This window comes from Gordonia sp. VNK21 (assembly GCF_046098115.1).
Taxonomy (GTDB): Bacteria; Actinomycetota; Actinomycetes; order Mycobacteriales; family Mycobacteriaceae; genus Gordonia.
Genome location: NZ_JBJURU010000002.1, coordinates 35,835 through 52,993, shown reverse-complemented (window position 1 = coordinate 52,993; position 17,159 = coordinate 35,835). Strand labels below are relative to the sequence as shown.

General features: G+C 70.3%; 18 protein-coding genes and 1 pseudogene. 13 read left to right on the top strand and 6 right to left on the bottom strand.

Annotated elements, in window-relative coordinates; translation table 11 throughout:
* The 11 genes and pseudogenes from ACJMNC_RS03240 to ACJMNC_RS03190 all read left to right on the top strand — a co-directional run.
* Window positions 1-805: HrcA family transcriptional regulator (locus ACJMNC_RS03240; protein ID WP_408946512.1), on the top strand; the 805-nt coding region annotated here is incomplete at its 5' end.
* A 27-nt stretch (window positions 806-832) separates the two neighbouring features.
* Window positions 833-1,981, top strand: a complete 1,149-nt coding sequence (gene dnaJ, locus ACJMNC_RS03235) for a molecular chaperone DnaJ (protein ID WP_408946511.1) — start codon at window positions 833-835, stop codon at window positions 1,979-1,981.
* Window positions 1,978-2,733, top strand: coding sequence for a 16S rRNA (uracil(1498)-N(3))-methyltransferase (locus tag ACJMNC_RS03230; RefSeq protein WP_408946510.1), 756 nt, complete (start codon window positions 1,978-1,980; stop codon window positions 2,731-2,733). The genes dnaJ and ACJMNC_RS03230 overlap by 4 nt, the downstream gene beginning before the upstream one ends.
* Entirely contained in the window at window positions 2,730-3,500 is a 771-nt protein-coding gene (locus ACJMNC_RS03225) for an alpha/beta hydrolase family protein (RefSeq protein WP_408946509.1), read from the top strand. The genes ACJMNC_RS03230 and ACJMNC_RS03225 overlap by 4 nt, the downstream gene beginning before the upstream one ends.
* A 95-nt stretch (window positions 3,501-3,595) precedes the next feature.
* Window positions 3,596-4,612 carry a PhoH family protein gene (locus tag ACJMNC_RS03220; RefSeq protein ID WP_408946760.1) on the top strand — a complete coding sequence of 339 codons (1,017 nt, stop codon included), beginning with the start codon at window positions 3,596-3,598 and terminating at the stop codon, window positions 4,610-4,612.
* Window positions 4,609-5,166 carry an rRNA maturation RNase YbeY gene (ybeY, locus tag ACJMNC_RS03215; protein ID WP_408946508.1) on the top strand — a complete coding sequence of 186 codons (558 nt, stop codon included), beginning with the start codon at window positions 4,609-4,611 and terminating at the stop codon, window positions 5,164-5,166. The genes ACJMNC_RS03220 and ybeY overlap by 4 nt, the downstream gene beginning before the upstream one ends.
* A gap of 3 nt (window positions 5,167-5,169) precedes the next feature.
* Window positions 5,170-6,600, top strand: a complete 1,431-nt coding sequence (locus ACJMNC_RS03210; RefSeq protein WP_408946507.1) for a hemolysin family protein — start codon at window positions 5,170-5,172, stop codon at window positions 6,598-6,600.
* The gene (gene era, locus ACJMNC_RS03205) at window positions 6,597-7,511 is read left to right on the top strand and encodes a GTPase Era (protein WP_408946506.1); all 915 of its coding nucleotides are present in this window, start codon (window positions 6,597-6,599) and stop codon (window positions 7,509-7,511) included. The genes ACJMNC_RS03210 and era overlap by 4 nt, the downstream gene beginning before the upstream one ends.
* A gap of 92 nt (window positions 7,512-7,603) precedes the next feature.
* Window positions 7,604-8,401 carry a DNA repair protein RecO gene (gene recO / locus ACJMNC_RS03200; RefSeq protein ID WP_408946505.1) on the top strand — a complete coding sequence of 266 codons (798 nt, stop codon included), beginning with the start codon at window positions 7,604-7,606 and terminating at the stop codon, window positions 8,399-8,401.
* A gap of 28 nt (window positions 8,402-8,429) precedes the next feature.
* A complete protein-coding gene (locus ACJMNC_RS03195) occupies window positions 8,430-9,233 on the top strand; it encodes an isoprenyl transferase (protein WP_408946504.1) in 804 nt (267 codons plus the stop codon).
* Window positions 9,234-9,438: 205 nt separating this feature from the next.
* A pseudogene (locus ACJMNC_RS03190) lies at window positions 9,439-9,793 on the top strand (VOC family protein).
* Window positions 9,794-9,930: 137 nt separating this feature from the next.
* Here ACJMNC_RS03190 and ACJMNC_RS03185 read toward each other — a convergent pair.
* Both ACJMNC_RS03185 and ACJMNC_RS03180 read right to left on the bottom strand, forming a co-directional pair.
* Entirely contained in the window at window positions 9,931-10,344 is a 414-nt protein-coding gene (locus ACJMNC_RS03185; protein WP_408946503.1) for a Fur family transcriptional regulator, read from the bottom strand.
* Complete coding sequence (locus ACJMNC_RS03180; protein ID WP_408946759.1) at window positions 10,341-10,673, bottom strand: ArsR/SmtB family transcription factor; 333 nt, start codon at window positions 10,671-10,673, stop codon at window positions 10,341-10,343. The genes ACJMNC_RS03185 and ACJMNC_RS03180 overlap by 4 nt, the downstream gene beginning before the upstream one ends.
* 242 nt (window positions 10,674-10,915) lie before the next feature.
* Here ACJMNC_RS03180 and ACJMNC_RS03175 point away from each other — a divergent pair, with 242 nt between their 5' ends.
* Window positions 10,916-12,307, top strand: a complete 1,392-nt coding sequence (locus ACJMNC_RS03175; RefSeq protein WP_408946502.1) for a glycine--tRNA ligase — start codon at window positions 10,916-10,918, stop codon at window positions 12,305-12,307.
* A gap of 25 nt (window positions 12,308-12,332) precedes the next feature.
* On the opposite strand, the gene ACJMNC_RS03170 is transcribed toward ACJMNC_RS03175, so the two are convergent.
* Window positions 12,333-12,563 (bottom strand): hypothetical protein, encoded by a 231-nt coding sequence (locus ACJMNC_RS03170; protein WP_408946501.1) that lies wholly within the window; start codon window positions 12,561-12,563, stop codon window positions 12,333-12,335.
* 140 nt (window positions 12,564-12,703) lie between these two features.
* Here ACJMNC_RS03170 and ACJMNC_RS03165 point away from each other — a divergent pair, with 140 nt between their 5' ends.
* A complete protein-coding gene (locus ACJMNC_RS03165; protein WP_408946500.1) occupies window positions 12,704-13,837 on the top strand; it encodes an alpha/beta hydrolase family protein in 1,134 nt (377 codons plus the stop codon).
* A 79-nt stretch (window positions 13,838-13,916) separates the two neighbouring features.
* Here ACJMNC_RS03165 and ACJMNC_RS03160 read toward each other — a convergent pair whose 3' ends face one another.
* The 3 genes from ACJMNC_RS03160 to poxB all read right to left on the bottom strand — a co-directional run bounded on the left by ACJMNC_RS03160 (window position 13,917) and on the right by poxB (window position 17,024).
* Window positions 13,917-14,621: a peptidase S1 gene (locus ACJMNC_RS03160; protein WP_408946499.1), complete on the bottom strand. Its 705-nt coding sequence runs from the start codon at window positions 14,619-14,621 to the stop codon at window positions 13,917-13,919.
* Window positions 14,622-14,677: 56 nt separating this feature from the next.
* Entirely contained in the window at window positions 14,678-15,178 is a 501-nt protein-coding gene (locus ACJMNC_RS03155) for a LytR C-terminal domain-containing protein (protein WP_408946498.1), read from the bottom strand.
* A gap of 112 nt (window positions 15,179-15,290) precedes the next feature.
* Complete coding sequence (gene poxB, locus ACJMNC_RS03150; RefSeq protein ID WP_408946497.1) at window positions 15,291-17,024, bottom strand: ubiquinone-dependent pyruvate dehydrogenase; 1,734 nt, start codon at window positions 17,022-17,024, stop codon at window positions 15,291-15,293.
* Window positions 17,025-17,159 lie beyond the last annotated feature (135 nt).

Here is a 17,159-nt window from a genome sequence, read left to right as displayed (position 1 = left end):
CGTCGACCGCATCAGCGAGGTCAAGCCGCTGTCGTCGGCCGAACGCAAAGCCATCCTGAGTTTCCTCGACAACGCCGTCGATCTCGACGACGTGCTGCGCCGGTCGGTCAAGCTGCTCGCGCAGCTCACCCGGCAGGTAGCGGTGATCCAGTACCCGGTGCTCTCCACAGCCCGGGTGCGCCACCTCGAGGTGGTCTCGCTCAGCCCGGAACGGTTGTTGCTGGTGGTGATCACCGACACCGGCCGGGTGGAGCAGCGGATGGTCTCGCTGCGCTCGGCGCTCGACGACGACACGCTGGCCCGGGTGCGCAGCCTGTTCGGCGCCGCGCTCGACGGCCAGCGGCTCGAGGAGGCCTCGTATGCGGTGGCCGAACTCGCCAACAACGCGCCGGCCGAACTGCAGGAGCCGATCCTGGAGATCGCGAGTGTGCTGGTGCAGACCCTCGTCGAACGCGACGAGGACCGGCTGGTGCTCGGCGGCACCTCCAACCTGGCCCGGTCGCTGAGCGATTTTCCCGCGGGCGGGGGAATGGACAACGTCCTCGAGGCGCTGGAAGAACAGGTGGTGATCCTCAAACTGCTCGCACATGCGCGGCAGAGCGATTCGGTCACCGTGCAGATCGGCGAGGAGACGCTCGCCGAGAACCTGCGCAGTACCGCCGTCGTCTCCACCGGGTACGGTGCTTCGGGCACCGTGTTCGGCGGACTGGGTGTGGTGGGCCCCACCCGGATGGACTATCCGGGGACCATCGCGTCGGTGGCGGCCGTGGCGCGGTATGTCGGCGAAGTGCTCGCCGACCGATAGAACATTTCGAGAAGGACGCATTGCACTGTGGCTCGTGACTATTACGGCATCCTGGGGATCTCCCGGGGTGCGACCGACCAGGAGATCAAGCGTGCCTACCGCAAGCTGGCGCGTGAACTGCATCCGGATGTGAATCCGGGCGAGGAGGAGCGCTTCAAAGAGGTCACCACGGCCTACGAGGTGCTCTCCGACCCGGACAAGCGCCGCATCGTCGACGCCGGCGGGGATCCGCTGGCCGGCGCCGGCGGGGCCGGGGGCTTCGGCGACTTCGGCGGCGGCCTGGGCGACATCTTCAACCAGTTCTTCGGCGGGGGCGGCGGTGGCGGTTTCGGCGGCGGCCGCGGCCCGCGCGGCCGGGTGCGTCCCGGTGAGCCCGCGCTGGTGGGCCTGAGCCTGACCCTCGAGGAGGCGGCGGCCGGGGCCAACAAGGAGATCACCGTCGACACCGCCATCCTGTGCGACAGCTGCCAGGGTTCGGGCACCCGCGACAACTCCAAGCCGGTCACCTGTCCCACCTGTCAGGGGCAGGGCGAGATCCAGACCGTGCAGCGGTCCTTCCTCGGCCAGGTCATGTCGGTGCGCGAATGCCCCGAATGCCGCGGCGCCGGCGAAGTGATCCCCGATCCGTGCATCAAATGCGGCGGCGACGGCCGGGTCCGCTCGCGGCGCACCATGACCGTCAAGATCCCGGCCGGCGTCGAGGACGGCATGCGGGTGCGGCTGTCCGGGCAGGGCGAGGTGGGTCCGGGCGGCGGACCGGCCGGCGACCTGTACGTGGAGATCAGCGTCGCCGAGGACGAGGTCTTCGTCCGCGACCGCGACGACCTGCACTGCACGCTGCGGGTGCCGATGGTCGACGCGGCGCTCGGCACCGAGCTGGAGGTCCCGTCGGTGCTCGACACCGTCGCCACCGTGGTGATCGAGCCGGGTACGCAGCCGGGCACCGTCGTCAAGGTCAAGGGCCACGGCATGCCGCACCTGAACACCGGGATGCGCGGCGACCTGCTGGCGCACCTGGACGTGGTGGTGCCCGAGCGGGTCACCGGCGCCCAGCGCGACCTGCTCGATCAGCTGCGCGCCGCCGGCGACGATCAGGTCGAACTGGTCACCGCCTCCTCCAAGTCCGGTTCGGGCGGGCTGTTCTCCAAACTCCGCAACGCCTTCGCCGGTCGATGACGCCGCCGCTCTTCTGGGTCGACCAGGTTCCGCGTGCCGGTGAACAGGCGCAGCTGACCGGCCCGGAAGGACGGCATGCGGTCACCGTCACCCGCATCAAAGCCGGTGAACCGGTGATTCTCGGCGACGGCCGCGGCAACCGCGCCGAGTGCACGGTCACCGAGGTGACCGGCAAGGACCGGCTCTCTGTGCGGGCCGGGCGCACCGAGTTCACTCCGCGGCCGGCCCCGCTGGCCACGGTGGTGCAGGCGCTGCCCAAGGCCGAGCGCGCCGATCTGGCGGTCGATCTGATGACCGAGGCCGGGGTGGATGTGATCGTGCCGTGGCAGGCCGCCCGATCCATCGCGCGCTGGTCGGGCAGCAGGGCGGTCAAAGGCGTGGACAAGTGGCGGGCGACGGCGGCGACCGCCGCCAAGCAGGCGCGGCGCCCGTGGATCCCCGAGGTCACCGACCTGGCCACCACCATCGACGTGCGCGAACGCTGCGCCGCGGTGACCGCCGGCGGCGGGATCGTCGCGCTGCTGCACGAGGAGGCCGGCACCGCGTTCGGCTCACTGGCGCTGGCCGAGGCCACCGAGGTGATGCTGGTGATCGGTCCGGAGGGCGGGCTCACCGAGGAGGAGGTCGGCGACCTGACCGCGCTCGGCGGACAGTCGGTGGTGCTGGGGCCGGAGGTCCTGCGCACCGCGGCGGCCGGGGCGGTGGCCCTGGGTGCGCTGGGGGCGCTGACCCGCCGCTGGGGACGCCGGTGAGCCGCCCGACCCGGCGCAAGCTCGCCTACGGTTCCGCGCCGAGCCAGTACGGGCACCTGTACCTGCCGGCCGTCGCTCCCGGTGCCGGCCGCGCACCGCTGGTGGTGCTGATCCACGGCGGCTCCTGGTCCACCGAGTTCGCGCTGGTCGTCTACAGCGCCGTCGCCCGCGACCTGGCCGCCCGCGGCGCCGTGGTCTGGAACATCGAGTACCGGCGCGTCGAGGAGGACGGCGGCGGCTGGCCGGGCACCGGCCGCGACGTGCTGGCCGCACTGGCGGCGCTCGACGGTCCGGTGGCCCAGCAGCTGGCCGTGGCCGGGATCGCCGTCGACCGCCGCGCGGTGGCGGTGGTGGGCCATTCAGCCGGTGGTCAGCTGGCGGCGTGGGCGGTGGCCGAACTCGGCGCGCAGACCCGTGAGCACACCGTCTCCCTGGTGATCCCGCAGTCCGCCGTGCTCGACTTCACCGTGCCGGAGGTGCGGACGAAAGACTCGGTGGTGGCCCTGATGGGCGCTCCGTACGAGCAGATCCCCGAACGCTATGCGCAGGCGTCCCCGGCGCACGCCCCGGTCACCGCGGCCACGGTGGCGGTGGTGCACACCGTCGACGATCAGGCCGTGCCGATCGAGCTGAGCCGGCACTACGTGGCGCAGCAGTCGGCGCGCGGGCAGGCGACGGCGCTCTACGAGGTGCCCGGCGGCCACCCCGACTTCGTCGACCCGGCCTCGCCCGGCCACCGTCAGACCCTGCGCCTTCTCGGTCTGTAGCGCGATACACTGGGGTTTCACCCGCACTCGAGATCCAGGAGTTGAACAACGTAGTGAGTGACAACGACCCCGCCGGCCGCGCGGTGACCTCCAGTATGGAGATCCCCCAGGAGCTGGTGGTCGGGCTGCTGGGAGCGGCCGACGTCAATCTGCGAACCCTGGAGTCTCAACTCCCCGCCGACATCCACGTGCGCGGCAACCGGCTCACCCTCACCGGCCGGCCCGCCGACGTCGCCGCCTCCGAGCGGGTCATCGCCGAACTGGTGGCGCTGGTGCGCACCGGCACCCCGCTCAGCCCCGACCTGGTGCGCGAATCGATGTCCATCCTGGCCGACGACGAGCAGCGGGAGAGTCCGGCCGCCGTGCTGAGCCTGGACATCCTGTCCCGGCGCGGCAAGGTGATCCGGCCCAAGACGCTGGGGCAGAAGCACTACGTCGACGCGATCGACCAGAACACCATCGTCTTCGGACTCGGCCCGGCCGGCACCGGCAAGACCTATCTGGCGATGGCCAAGGCGGTGCAGGCGCTGCACCGCAAGGAGATCAGCCGCATCATCTTGACCCGGCCCGCCGTGGAGGCGGGGGAGCGGCTCGGCTTTCTGCCCGGCTCGCTCAGCGACAAGATCGACCCCTATCTGCGGCCGCTGTACGACGCCCTGCACGACATGATGGATCCCGAGACCATCCCCAAGCTGATGGAGTCCGGGGTCATCGAGGTGGCGCCGCTGGCGTACATGCGTGGGCGCACGCTCAACGATGCATTCGTGGTGCTCGACGAGGCGCAGAACACCACCGGCGAGCAGATGAAGATGTTCCTCACCCGGCTCGGCTTCGGCGCCAAGATGGTGGTCACCGGGGACACCACCCAGGTGGACCTGCCCGGCGGAGCGCAGAGCGGATTGCGTTCGGCGGCAAGGATTCTGCAGGGCATCGACGACATCCACTTCGCCGAGCTGACCAGTGCGGACGTGGTGCGGCACAAGCTGGTCGCCGATATCGTCGACGCCTACGGGCGGGCCGAGGCCACCGGCACGGCCGGCGGAAACCGGGCGCAGCGCCGATCGCAGCTGCCGGGACGGACACAAGCACACGGGAGCGGGCGCCGCCGATGAGCATCGAGCTGTTCAACGAGTCGGGGGCCGAGGCTCCCGAGGATCTGATCATCGAGATCGCACGGTTCGCGATGGGCCGGATGGACGTGCATCCGGCCGCCGAACTGTCCATCCAGCTCGTCGACCTGGACACCATGGCCGAACTGCACATGCAGTGGATGGACCTGCCGGGACCCACCGATGTGATGAGCTTCCCGATGGACGAGCTCACCCCGGGCGGGCGGCCGGACGCCGACGAGCCGGGTCCGTCGATGCTCGGCGACATCGTGATCTGCCCGCAGTTCGCCGCCGATCAGGCCGCGCAGCAGCGGCACAGCTATCAGCACGAGCTGGCGGTGCTCACCACGCACGGCGTGCTGCATCTGCTGGGCTTCGACCACGCCGAACCCGAGGAGGAGCGGGAGATGTTCGGCCTGCAGAACCAGATCATCGCCGACTGGTACGACGCCCGCGACCAGCGCTCCCGGGCCCAGCGGCAGGACGCGAAGGACGCGCGGCTGCTGCGGAACCTGGGCTTCGACTCCGGCCCGTCGTCGACCTCACGGGAGAGCTGATCGATGGTGCGCGACATCGTCTTTCTGGGTGTCGCGGTGGTGTTCACGGTGATCGCCGGAATGTTCACCGCCGCCGACACCGCCCTGACCACGGTCTCCCCGGCCCGGGTGGACGACCTGGTCAAGGATGAGCGGCTCGGCGCCAAACGTCTGGCCGCGGCCATCGAGCGCCGCGCCTCCTATGTGGGGCTGACGGTGCTGCTGCGGGCCGTCTTCGAAACCGCGGCAATCGCTTTCGTGGCGGTGGTGGCCGTCGACGAGCTCGGCAGCGGGTGGGGTCTGACGGTGACGATCGCGGCCATGGCGGTCATCTCGTTCATCGCGATCGCCGTCGGCCCGCGCACCCTGGGCCAGCAGCACGCCTATTCGATCGCGCTGGTCGCGGCGCCGGTGCTGACCGCGTTCGGCGTCCTGCTGCGGCCGGTCACGCGTGCGCTGATCGTGCTGGGCAATGCGCTCACCCCCGGCCGCGGCTACCGCAACGGGCCGTTCGCCACCGAGGTGGAGGTCCGTGAGGTGGTGGACCTGGCACGGGCGCAGGGTGTGGTCGACGACGACGAGAGCCGGATGATCCAGTCGGTGTTCGACCTGGACCAGACCAACGCCCGCGAGGTGATGGTGCCGCGTCCGGAGATGGTGTGGATCGAGGCCGACAAGTCCGCCACCCAGGCGCTGAGCCTGTCGGTCAAGTCCGGGCATTCGCGGATCCCGGTGATCGGCGAGAACCCCGACGATGTGATCGGCGTGGTGTACGTCAAGGACCTCGTCGAACGCATGCTGCCGGCACTGGCCGCGTCGCATTCGAGCGGAGACGAGTCCCGGCGCGAGCTGTCGGATCTGCCGGTGGCCGAGGTGATGCGCGAGGCGGTGTTCGTGCCGGACTCGAAGCCGCTCGACGACGTGCTCTCGGACATGCAGGCGCGGCGCAACCACATGGCGCTGCTGGTGGACGAATACGGCGGCATCGCGGGCCTGGTGACCATCGAGGACGTGCTCGAGGAGATCGTCGGCGAGATCACCGACGAATACGACACCGACGAGGTGGCGCCCGTCGAAGAGCTGTCGGAGGGGCACTACCGGGTGTCCTCGCGACTGCCGGTCGAAGACCTCGGCGAGCTGTACGGCGACGTCGAGATCGACGACGACGAGGTGGAGACGGTCGGCGGACTGCTGGCACTGCGGCTGGGCCGGGTGCCGCTGCCCGGGACGCGGGTGCGCACCCACGGTCTGCTGCTCACCGCCGAGGGCGGCGCCGACCGGTCGGGCCGGCAGCGCATCACCTCGGTGCTGGTGCGCCGCGACCACGAACACGACGCGGGCCGCGAGCACGACAAGAACCGCGAGCACGACACGAACCGCAAGAACGAGACGAGCAGCGGCGCCGAGAAGGCGTCGAAGCCGGGCCGGGATCATCCGATCGGAGAGAATGCGTGAACACCCCCGAGACCGGATTCCGCTCCGGCTTCATCTGTTTCGTCGGCCGGCCCAACACCGGTAAGTCGACGCTCACCAACGCCCTGGTGGGTGACAAGATCGCGATCACCTCCAACCGGCCGCAGACCACCCGGCACGCCATCCGCGGCATCGTGAACCGGCCCGACGCGCAGCTGGTGCTGGTGGACACCCCCGGCCTGCACCGGCCGCGCACCCTGCTCGGCAAGCGGCTCAACGATCTGGTCCGCGACACCTACTCCGAGGTCGACATCGTCTGCATCTGCGTTCCGGCCGACGAGGCCATCGGCCCCGGCGACCGGTGGATCATCGAGCAGATCAGTGAGCTGCCGGCGAGCACCCGGCTGGTCGGGATCGTCACCAAGATCGACAAGGTGAACCCGGACAAGGTCGGCGAGCAGTTGATCACCCTCTCGCAGTTGCTCGGTGACCGTGCCGAAGTGGTGCCCTGCTCGGCGCAGTCCGGTCAGCAGCTCGACGTGCTCGTCGACGTGCTGGTCTCGCTGTGCGAGGAGGGGCCGGCGTTCTATCCCGACGGCGAGCTCACCGACGAACCCGAGCAGGTGCTGATGGCCGAGTTCATCCGCGAGGCCGCGCTCGAGGGGGTGCGCGACGAGCTGCCGCATTCGCTGGCGGTGACCATCGAGGAGGTGATCCCGCGGGAGGACTCCGATCCGCCGATGGTGGACGTGCACGCCCTGCTGTACGTCGAGCGCGACTCCCAGAAGGGCATCGTCATCGGCCGCAAGGGTGCCCGCCTCAAGGAGGTCGGCACCGTGGCCCGCGGCCAGATCGAACGCCTCCTGGGCTGCCGCGTCTACCTCGACCTGCACGTCAAGGTGGCCAAGGACTGGCAGCGCGACCCCAAACAGCTCGGCCGCCTCGGCTTCTGACCCCGCCGGACCTCCCTTCGTCGGCCGGCCTATCGGCCTCCCGCCCCGTGTGGGACACCCACCCTGTCACCCCGGAGTGAGATAATGCCCCAGTGAGGAATTACCAGGACGAGGGTGTGGTCCTTCGCCAGCACAAGCTGGGCGAAGCCGACCGCATCATCACCCTCCTCACCGCCGAGCACGGTCTGGTGCGCGCCGTCGCCAAGGGCATCCGGCGCACCCGCTCCAAGTTCGGCGCCCGCCTCGAACCGTTCGCGCATGTGCACGTGAACTTCTATCCGGGCCGCAATCTGGACATCGTCACCCAGGTGCACACCCTCGACGCCTTCAGCGAGGCGATGGCCGGCGACTACGGCCGCTACACCACCGCCTGTGCGGTCCTCGAGACCGCCGAACGCCTCGCCGGTGAGGAACGCGCCCCGGCCCGCCAGCTCTACCGGCTCACCGTGGGAGCGTTGTCGGCGATCGCGCAGGACCGCCGGGACCGCCAGCTGATCCTCGACGCCTTCCTGCTGCGTGCCATGGGCGCGGCCGGCTGGGCGCCGGCACTGGACGTGTGCGCCCGCTGCGCCGGCCCCGGACCGCACAAGGCCTTCCACGTCGCCGCCGGCGGTGCGGTGTGCGTGTACTGCCGTCCGGCCGGTGCGGCGACCCCGTCGGTGGGTGTGCTGGACTTGATGGACGCTCTGGTGCGCGGGCAGTGGGAGCACGTGGCCGCGGCCACCGATTCGCAGCGCCGGCAGGCCACCGGACTGACCGCCGCGCACCTGCAGTGGCATCTGGAACGACAGCTGCGGACGTTGCCGCTGATCGAACGGCAGGCGCCGCACCGGATCGCCGACGAGATCGCCGCCGGGCGACGGCCCGCGGTGCAGGCGCCCACCGCATGACCGACCACCCCGACCCGAGGAGTGACGCATGGCCCGCATGAGCCGCCGCCGGCCCGTCCAGGCCGTCGACCGGCCGATCCGGCCGCCCGACCCGCACCCGTCCGGGGCCGTTCCGCCGGAGATTCCACCGGAGTTCGTGCCCGATCACGTGGCGCTGGTGATGGACGGCAACGGCCGGTGGGCGCAGGAGCGCGGTCTGCCGCGCACCGAGGGCCACAAGCGCGGGGAGGCCGTGCTGATGGACGCGGTCTGCGGGTCCATCGAGATCGGCGTCAAGTGGTTGTCGGCGTACGCGTTCTCCACCGAGAACTGGTCGCGCAGCCCCGAAGAGGTGAAGTTCCTGATGGGCTTCAACCGGGACGTGATCCGCCGACGGCGTGACGAGATGAACGAGATGGGGGTGCGGGTGCGCTGGGCGGGCCGCCGGCCGCGGCTGTGGCGCAGCGTCATCACCGAGCTCGAGACCGCCGAGGAACTGACCAAGAACAACGACGTCCTGACCCTGGTGATGTGCGTCAACTACGGCGGCCGCGCCGAGATCGCCGACGCCGCACGGGAGATCGCGCGCCGGGCCGCGCGCGGCGAGATCGACCCGGAGCGCATCACCGAGTCGAGTTTCGGCAAGTACCTCGACGAGCCCGACATGCCCGACGTCGACCTGTTCCTGCGCCCGTCGGGGGAGCAGCGCCTGTCCAACTTCCTGCTCTGGCAGAGCGCCTACGCCGAGATGGTCTACCAGGAGAAGCTCTTCCCCGACTTCGACCGCCGCGACCTGTGGAATGCGTGCCTGGAGTACGCCCGCCGCGACCGCCGCTTCGGCGGCGCCACCTAGACCGTGTCACCGCTGCCGGGCACCGCTCTGTCAGTGCCCGGGACCTTTCGTTGGTGGTCGAGTGCCCTTTCGTCAGTGCCCGGGGCCCTTTCGTTGGTGGTCGAGTGCCGCCCGAGGTACGAGGGCGGTGTATCGAGGCCCCACCCGCCCGGCCGATTCCCCCACAACCGACCGTCGACGGGCCCGCCGGAACTACGGTGAGACCATGACGCTTTCGCTCGGGATGATCACCGTGGACACGCAGGACGCCGAGAGCCTCGGCGGCTGGTGGGCACAGCAGCTCGGCGGGGAGGTCCTGGAGACCAACGACGGCTGGTTCGTCCGGATCTCGATCGGTGAGGGTCGTCCGTTCCTGGCGTTCCAGAAGGTCGACGATCCGACGCCCGGTAAGAACCGCCTGCACCTGGATCGCCACCGACGACCGCGCTGCCGAGGTCGCCCGGTTGACGGCAGCCGGCGCCACCGTCGTGGCCGAGGAACAGATGCCGGGGTTCGCCTGGACGGTCCTCGCCGACCCCGACGGCAACCAGTTCTGCGTCGCCCAGCACGACGGTTCGTAGCCCAGCCGCGGCCCGCTCCTCCGGCGCGTGGTCGAGCGCGTTCCCGAGGGTACTGCTCTCCTGGGGGCACTGGTTTTGGTGGCCGAGTGCCGCCCGAGGGACGAGGGCGGTGTATCGAGGCCCCGGCAGGCGAGAAGTCAGTCCTCGGCGGCGGCGGTGCAGTCGCGACAGGTGCCGAAGATCTCGACGGTGTGACTGATGGCGCTGAACCCGTGGTGGCGGGCCACCTGCTCGGCCCAGGTCTCCACCGGCTCGGCCTGCACCTCGACCGTCGACCCGCATTCTCGGCACACCAGATGGTGGTGGTGCCCGTCGGAGCAGTGCCGGTACCGGGTCTCGCCGGTGCCGTCCCAGATCGCGTCCACCTGGCCGGTGCGGGTGAGTGCCTGCAGGTTGCGGTAGACGGTGGTCAGCCCGATCTTCTCGCCGCGTGCGGTGAGTTCGTCGTGGAGTTGCTGCGCGGAGAGGAAGTCGTCGGTGGTGGCCAGCACCGAGGCGATGGCCTCGCGCTGGCGGGTGGTGCGCTGGCCGGTGAGCGGCGGGGTGGTCACGGCTCCACCTCGCGGCCCTCGGTGGCGTGACTGAGGGCATCGCAGACGATGTGCGCGATGTGCTCGTCGGTCAGCACGTATTCCACCTCGCGCCCGCGCCGATGGCCCTCCACCACGCCCGAGGTCTTGAGCACCTTCAGATGCTGGCTCACCTGGGGCTGGTTCAGATGCAGGGCGTCGACCAGCTCGTGCACGCACATGGCACGTTCGCGCAAGGCCAGCACGATCGCCACGCGGGCCGGAGCCGCGAGTGCCCGCAGCAGATCGCTGGTCGCCTGGTGGTCCTGGGCGGTCAGCGCCGCGGCGGGCAGCCGACCGTCGTCGGCCAGGGCCGGTGCGAGCGGCGGGGTGGCGAGCGGCGCAGTGGCGAGCGGGCTGGGGTGACTCACGGTGGGATCCTTCGGTGATGCGGGCAGGAATCAAGTCTAGCTGAAAACGGTTGCCAACTGGGCGGCCCGCCGTGTGGGCCGTGTCCGGCCGGCCCGCCGGGAGTGACTACCCTGTATAGGAAACGTGCGGCGCTTCCGCGGCCGCTCGCGCAACACCCCTACGTCCTGGAGATGCGTTAACCGTGGCTGTGCAGTCCAAAGTCGATGCCGTCGTCAATCTCGCCAAGCGGCGGGGCCTGGTGTACCCGTGCGGTGAGATCTACGGCGGTACCCGCTCCGCCTGGGACTACGGCCCGCTGGGAGTGGAGCTCAAGAACAACATCAAGGACCAGTGGTGGCGTGCGATGGTCACCTCCCGCGACGACGTCGTGGGCCTGGACTCGTCGGTGATCCTGCCCCGCCCGGTGTGGGTGGCCTCCGGCCACGTCTCGGTGTTCAACGACCCGCTCGTCGAATGTCTCAACTGCCACAAGCGGCACCGCCAGGACCACCTGCAGGAGGCCTACGCCGCCAAGAAGGGCATCGACGATCCGGACACGGTGTCGATGGACCTGATCGCCTGCCCCGACTGCGGCACCAAGGGGCAGTGGACCGAGCCCCGCGACTTCAACATGATGCTCAAGACCTACCTCGGCCCGATCGAGTCCGACGAGGGTCTGCACTATCTGCGTCCGGAGACCGCGCAGGGCATCTTCATCAACTTCAAGAACGTGATGACCACCGCCCGCAAGAAGCCGCCGTTCGGCATCGCGCAGATCGGCAAGAGCTTCCGCAACGAGATCACGCCGGGCAACTTCATCTTCCGCACCCGCGAGTTCGAGCAGATGGAGATGGAGTTCTTCGTCAAGCCGGGCGAGGACGACCACTGGCACAAGTACTGGATCGAGACCCGCAAGAACTGGTACGTCGACCTGGGCATCCAGGAGGACAACCTGCGGCTGTACGAGCACCCGCTCGAGAAGCTCTCGCACTACTCCAAGGGCACCATCGACATCGAGTACAAGTTCGACTTCGCCGGCAGCCCGTGGGGTGAGCTCGAGGGCATCGCCAACCGCACCGACTTCGACCTGTCCACGCACAGCGAGCACTCCGGCGAGGACCTGGTCTACTTCGACCAGGCCAGCGGCGAGAAGTACACCCCGTACGTGATCGAGCCGGCGGCCGGCCTGGGCCGCTCGCTGATGGCCTTCCTGTGCGACGCCTACACCGAGGAGGAGGTGCCCAACGCCAAGGGCGGCACCGACTCGCGCACCGTCCTCAAGCTCGACCGGCGCCTGGCCCCGGTCAAGGCCGCGGTGCTCCCGCTCTCGCGCAACGAGCAGCTCTCGCCCAAGGCGCGCGACCTGGCCGCCGAACTGCGCAAGCACTGGAACATCGATTTCGACGACGCGCAGGGCATCGGCAAGCGGTACCGCCGCCAGGACGAGATCGGCACCCCGTTCTGCGTCACCGTCGACTTCGACACCCTCGACGACCAGGCCGTCACCATCCGCGAACGCGACACCATGACGCAGGAGCGCGTCGCCCTGGACAAGGTGTCCGAGTACCTGGGCGGCAAACTCCTCGGCGCCTGATCCGGCGCGCTGCGGGACCGGCCGATCAGCCGGCCCGCGGCCAGCCCGTCTCCGGCTGGTCCTCGTCGAGCACGTCCGCGCAGCAGTCGCAGTCGTACGGCGCAGCCCAGTGGTCCAGCCACGGGTCGTAGCCGTCGGGCAGCTGTGCCCGGAGCTCGGCGATCATCCGCCGCAGATCCCCGGTGGTCAGTCGGCGATGCAGGCTCATCTCGAATCCCCCGATCGAAGCGATGCCGCGGCCGGCGCGCAACGGCACGTGTTCAGTAGAGCAGCAGCCACCGACAGCGCGATGCGCCCGACCGCCCCGCCTGCCCCGATCCGGCTGTCGGCCCCGCCGCTCAAGGGTTAGTGTTCGGAGAAGCACAGGGAAACCGCCGGAGAAGTGGAAGTGAACACATGCGTGCAGGTCGCCGAACTCGAGCCCTGATCCTTGCCGTCAGCGCGGCGCTGTCGGTCTCGCTGCTCTCCGGCGGTGCCGGAGCACCGGCGCAGGCCGAGGAGACCGGGAAGTTCGGAAGCGTGATCGGGCAGACCGTCCGGCCCGACGGCTGGCGCGGCCTGAACAACGGGCGTGCGATCTACTACTGGACGCAGAACTCCGACGGCCGGCCGGTCAAGGCCAGCGGCGCCCTCTTCCTGCCCGACGGCCCGGCGCCCGCCGGCGGCTGGCCGGTGGTGGCCTACGACCACGGGACCTCAGGCTACGGAACGGGCTGCGGCGGACAGAGTTTCGCCGATGCGCAGGAGAACCGCTACATCACCCGGCTGGTGCGGTCCGGGTACGCGGTGATCGCACCGGACTATGTGGGCCTCGGGCCGTACGACACCGGCGTGCACCCGTATCTCGACGGCCGCAGCGAATCCGCCGCCACCATCGACCTGTTCACGGCCGCCCGCAGCCTCGAGCCGACTCTCTCGCGGACCTGGGCGGTCACCGGTGATTCGCAGGGCGGTCAGGCCGCGCTGGTCACCGCGCACCGGCAGCAGACCTACGGTCCCAAGACCGATTTCCGCGGCGTGGTGGCCATCGACCCCGAGTCGGACGTGGAGAAGGTGATGCCGCTGCTGGGACCGTACGTCCCGCCTGTGCCGCCGCTCGGCGGCAGCTACGGCTTCCTAGGCGCCATCCTCGCCGGCCTGCGGGACGCCGACCCGTCGGCGCGGGTGAACAGCTATCTGACCCCGGCGGGCCGGAAGTTCGTCGACTCGATTGACGACCAGTGCCGCCCGGAATGGGACGAGGGCATGGCCTTCGGCTCGCTGCTGAGCCGGCCGCTCGGTCAGGGGCCGCTGCCGGCGGCGCTGCACCGCTACATGGCGGTGCCGGTCAGCGGCTACGACGCGCCGATCCTGCTGGTGCTCAACACCCTCGATCTGACGGTGCCGTCGCCGCTGCACGCCAAACTGGCCGCCGACCTGACCCTGAACGGGGTGCCGTATCGGGCGGCGGTGGCGGGCGGTGAGCACACCGACCTCGACGCCGCGCAGTGGGCGGCGTTCGACGGTTTCTTCGCCCGCGTCTTGGAGTAGCGCTGCAAAGATCGTCCGCTCAGCGCCGCTCCGAGGGCTATTTGCCCTCGGAGGCGCTCTCAGCGGACGATCTTTGCGGTCAGATCAGTCGGAACCCGGCTCCGGTGCCGCCGCGCCGGTTCAACTCGGCCAGTACCGAGGTGATGGAGGTGGCGACGGTGGGGGTGAAGATCGGGACGTTCGGGTTGTAACAGTGCACGGCCACATCGGTACCGGGGATCTTCTGCCGGCCGTTGAGCATCGCCACCAGGCGTCGGCCCTGCAGGATCGGGGCGCCGGAGTCGCCGGAGTTGCCGCACACATAACTGCTCGACCGGTTCCCGGCGCCGTACAGCACAGGGCCGCAGGTGAATCCGGTGGTCCGGCCCTGCTTGCAGACGGTGGTGCCCGGACCCGGGAACGTGCCGATACCGGTGACGGTGGCGCGGCCGACCGTGCGCGTCGGGCGCACCCGCTCGGGGTAGAGGGCGATCACGGCCACGTCGCTGCGCGTCGAGGTGAGCGCCACCTGCCCGATCACGCCCGCCCGCGAATGCCGTTCGGCGCCGACCCAGGCGCCGACCTTCCCGCAGTGCCCGGCGGTCAGACCCACCAGACGCCCGCTGCGGTCACGGCCCACGGCGGTCATCGTGCAGGTCGCCTTGCCGTCGACGACGATCGCGGTGCCGCCGCCGACCGGGGCGGTGACGGCGGCGCCGGCGAGTCCGCTGACTGCGGTGAGTGGGGCGGAGAGGCCGATCAGGGCGGCGCTGGCGGCTACGGCGCCACGTCGGAGCGAAGTCACCGCCTCACCCTAAAGGTAGGACGGTGCGGCACGGCCGTCGGGCCGGGCCCGGCGGATCAGGCGGAGAGAACGACGACGGCCACCGCGTCCCCGCACCGGGTGAAGCCGGCCGGGCGCGGCTGCACCTGTGCGCCGCCGGGCACCGCGTCGGCCACCTGCTGGGCTTCGGCGCGCTGGCCGGCCCGGTAGAAGACGGTGTTCTCCACGACCGCGGAGGTGACCAGGTTGGTGGGTTCCTCGGCGATGGTGAAGCCGGCACGGGTCATCGCCGCGTTAACGGTGGCGCCGAGTCCGGTGGTGCCGCCGGCGTTGAGCACGCAGACGGTGGGGGTGCCGGAGAAGGTGGCCGGCTCGTCGACCGACGATGTTGCGGCAGCGGCGGTTCCGGCGCTGCCGTCGGGCACCGGGCCGTCGTTGACGCAGGCGGTCAGCAGCGCGGCCGAGGCGGCGAGGCTGAGCGCGCCCAGGGCGCGGTGAGGCAGGCGGAGCGCTGTCGGCGGGTGGGGAGCGTCGATCAGCGGAGAACGTCGTCCGGTCACCGGGGGAGCGGCAATCATGCAAGAAACCCTAGAGTGCGCCTTCAGTGTTTCCGTCGCTCACCCCGCAGTTACGGCGTGTCGGGTGTTCGGCGGACACCCGGCGGGCACCCGGCCGGCGGGGCCGTGCCGATCAGCGCTTGAGGCGACTGAACAGGTTGGTCTCGGCCAGGTCGAGCAGTTCGTCGCCGCGCCCGGACAGCACGGTGCGCAGTGCCCACAGGGTGAAGCCCTTGGCCTGGGCGGCGGAGATCGCCGGCGGGATCGACAGCTCCTGCCGGGCGGTGATCACGTCGAGCAGTGCGGGGCCGTCGTGCGCCAGGAACTCGGCCACCGCGTCCTCCACCTCGCTCGCCGCGCTCACCCGGCGGCCGTAGATGCCGGTCGCCTCGGCAACTTTCGCGAAGTCCGGGTTGTGCAGGTCGGTACCGAAGGTGACGAAGCCTGCGGCCTTCATCTCCAGCTCCACGAAGTTCAGCGACGAGTTGTTGAACACGACGATCTTCACCGGCAGATCGTTCTGCACCAGGGTGAGCAGTTCGCCCAGGAGCATGGCCAGCCCGCCGTCGCCGGCCAGCGCGATCACCTGCCGGCCGGGTGCGGCCGACGAGGCGCCGACGGCCTGGGAGAGCGCATTGGCCATGGAGCCGTGGTTGAACGAGCCGATCAGCCGGCGGGCGCCGTTCATCGTCAGGTAGCGGGCGGCCCACACCACCGGTGAGCCCACGTCGGCGGTGAAGACCGTGTCGTGGGCGGCGAGCCGGTCGATCACCCGGGTGAGGTATTCGGGCCGGATCGGCAGCTCGTCGTCTGGGGCGGCGAGCTCGTCGAGGAAGCCGCGGTTCTGCGCGTAATGCTCACGGGCGGTGCGCAGATGCTCGTCGTCGCGCCCGTCCTTGATCAGCTCGGTGAGCGCCGGCAGGGTGTCGGCGGCGGCGCCGACCAGCGGCAGATCCACCCGGGTGCGCCGGCCGATCTGCTCGCCGCGCACGTCGAGCTGGATGGTGTAGGCGTCGTCGGGCAGGAACTGGCTGTACGGGAAGTCGGTGCCGATCAGCAGCAGGGTGTCGCACTTCTCGATCGCGTGATAGCCGGAGGAGAAGCCGAGCAGTCCGGTCATCCCCACATCGCACGGATTGTCGTACTCGACGGCGTCTTTGCCGCGCAGCGCATGCACCACCGGTGCCTGCAGTTTCTGGGCGAGGGCGACGAGCTGATCGTGCGCGCCGGCCGCGCCGGCACCGGCCAGAACGGTCACCCGCTCCGAGGAGTTGAGCCGGACCGCGGCCAGGTGCAGCTCCTCGTCGGACGGCCGGATCACCGGATGGGTGGGCCGGATCCGGCCCGGGCGCTTGGGCCGGTCGATCTTCGCCAGGAACAGTTCCCCCGGGATCACCAGCACCGCCACGGTGCGCTTCTCCACGGCCGTGCGCACGGCGATGTCGAGGACGCGGGGGAGCTGGTCGACGCTGCGCACCAGCTCGCAGTAGTCGCTGCATTCGTCGAAGAGCTTCTCCGGGTGGGTCTCCTGGAAGTAGCCGGTGCCGATCTCGCTGCCCGGGATGTGCGCGGCGATCGCCAGCACCGGCACCCGTGACCGGTGAGCGTCGTACAGGCCGTTCACCAGGTGCAGGTTGCCCGGCCCGCAGCTGCCGGCGCAGACGGCGAGTTCACCGGTCAGCCCGGCCTCGCCGGCCGCGGCGAAGGCCGCCGCCTCCTCGTGCCGGACGTGCTGCCAGGAGACGTCGTCGCTGGTCCGCAAGGCGTCGGTGAAGCCGTTGAGGGAGTCTCCGGGAATGCCGTAGATGCGGTGGACACCGGCGGCGTGCACGGTGTCGAGGATGAGGTCGGAGACGGTGTAGGCCATGGTGTGCTCCCTGCTGCGCGGCGGATGGAACTGGCATCCACGCTAGCGCCGCGCGGGCCGCGGGTGGGGCCGCTCGCGTGCCGCCCGCCACAGAACCGGGGCGGACCTGCGATTTCGGTGCGAGATCTGGTTGCC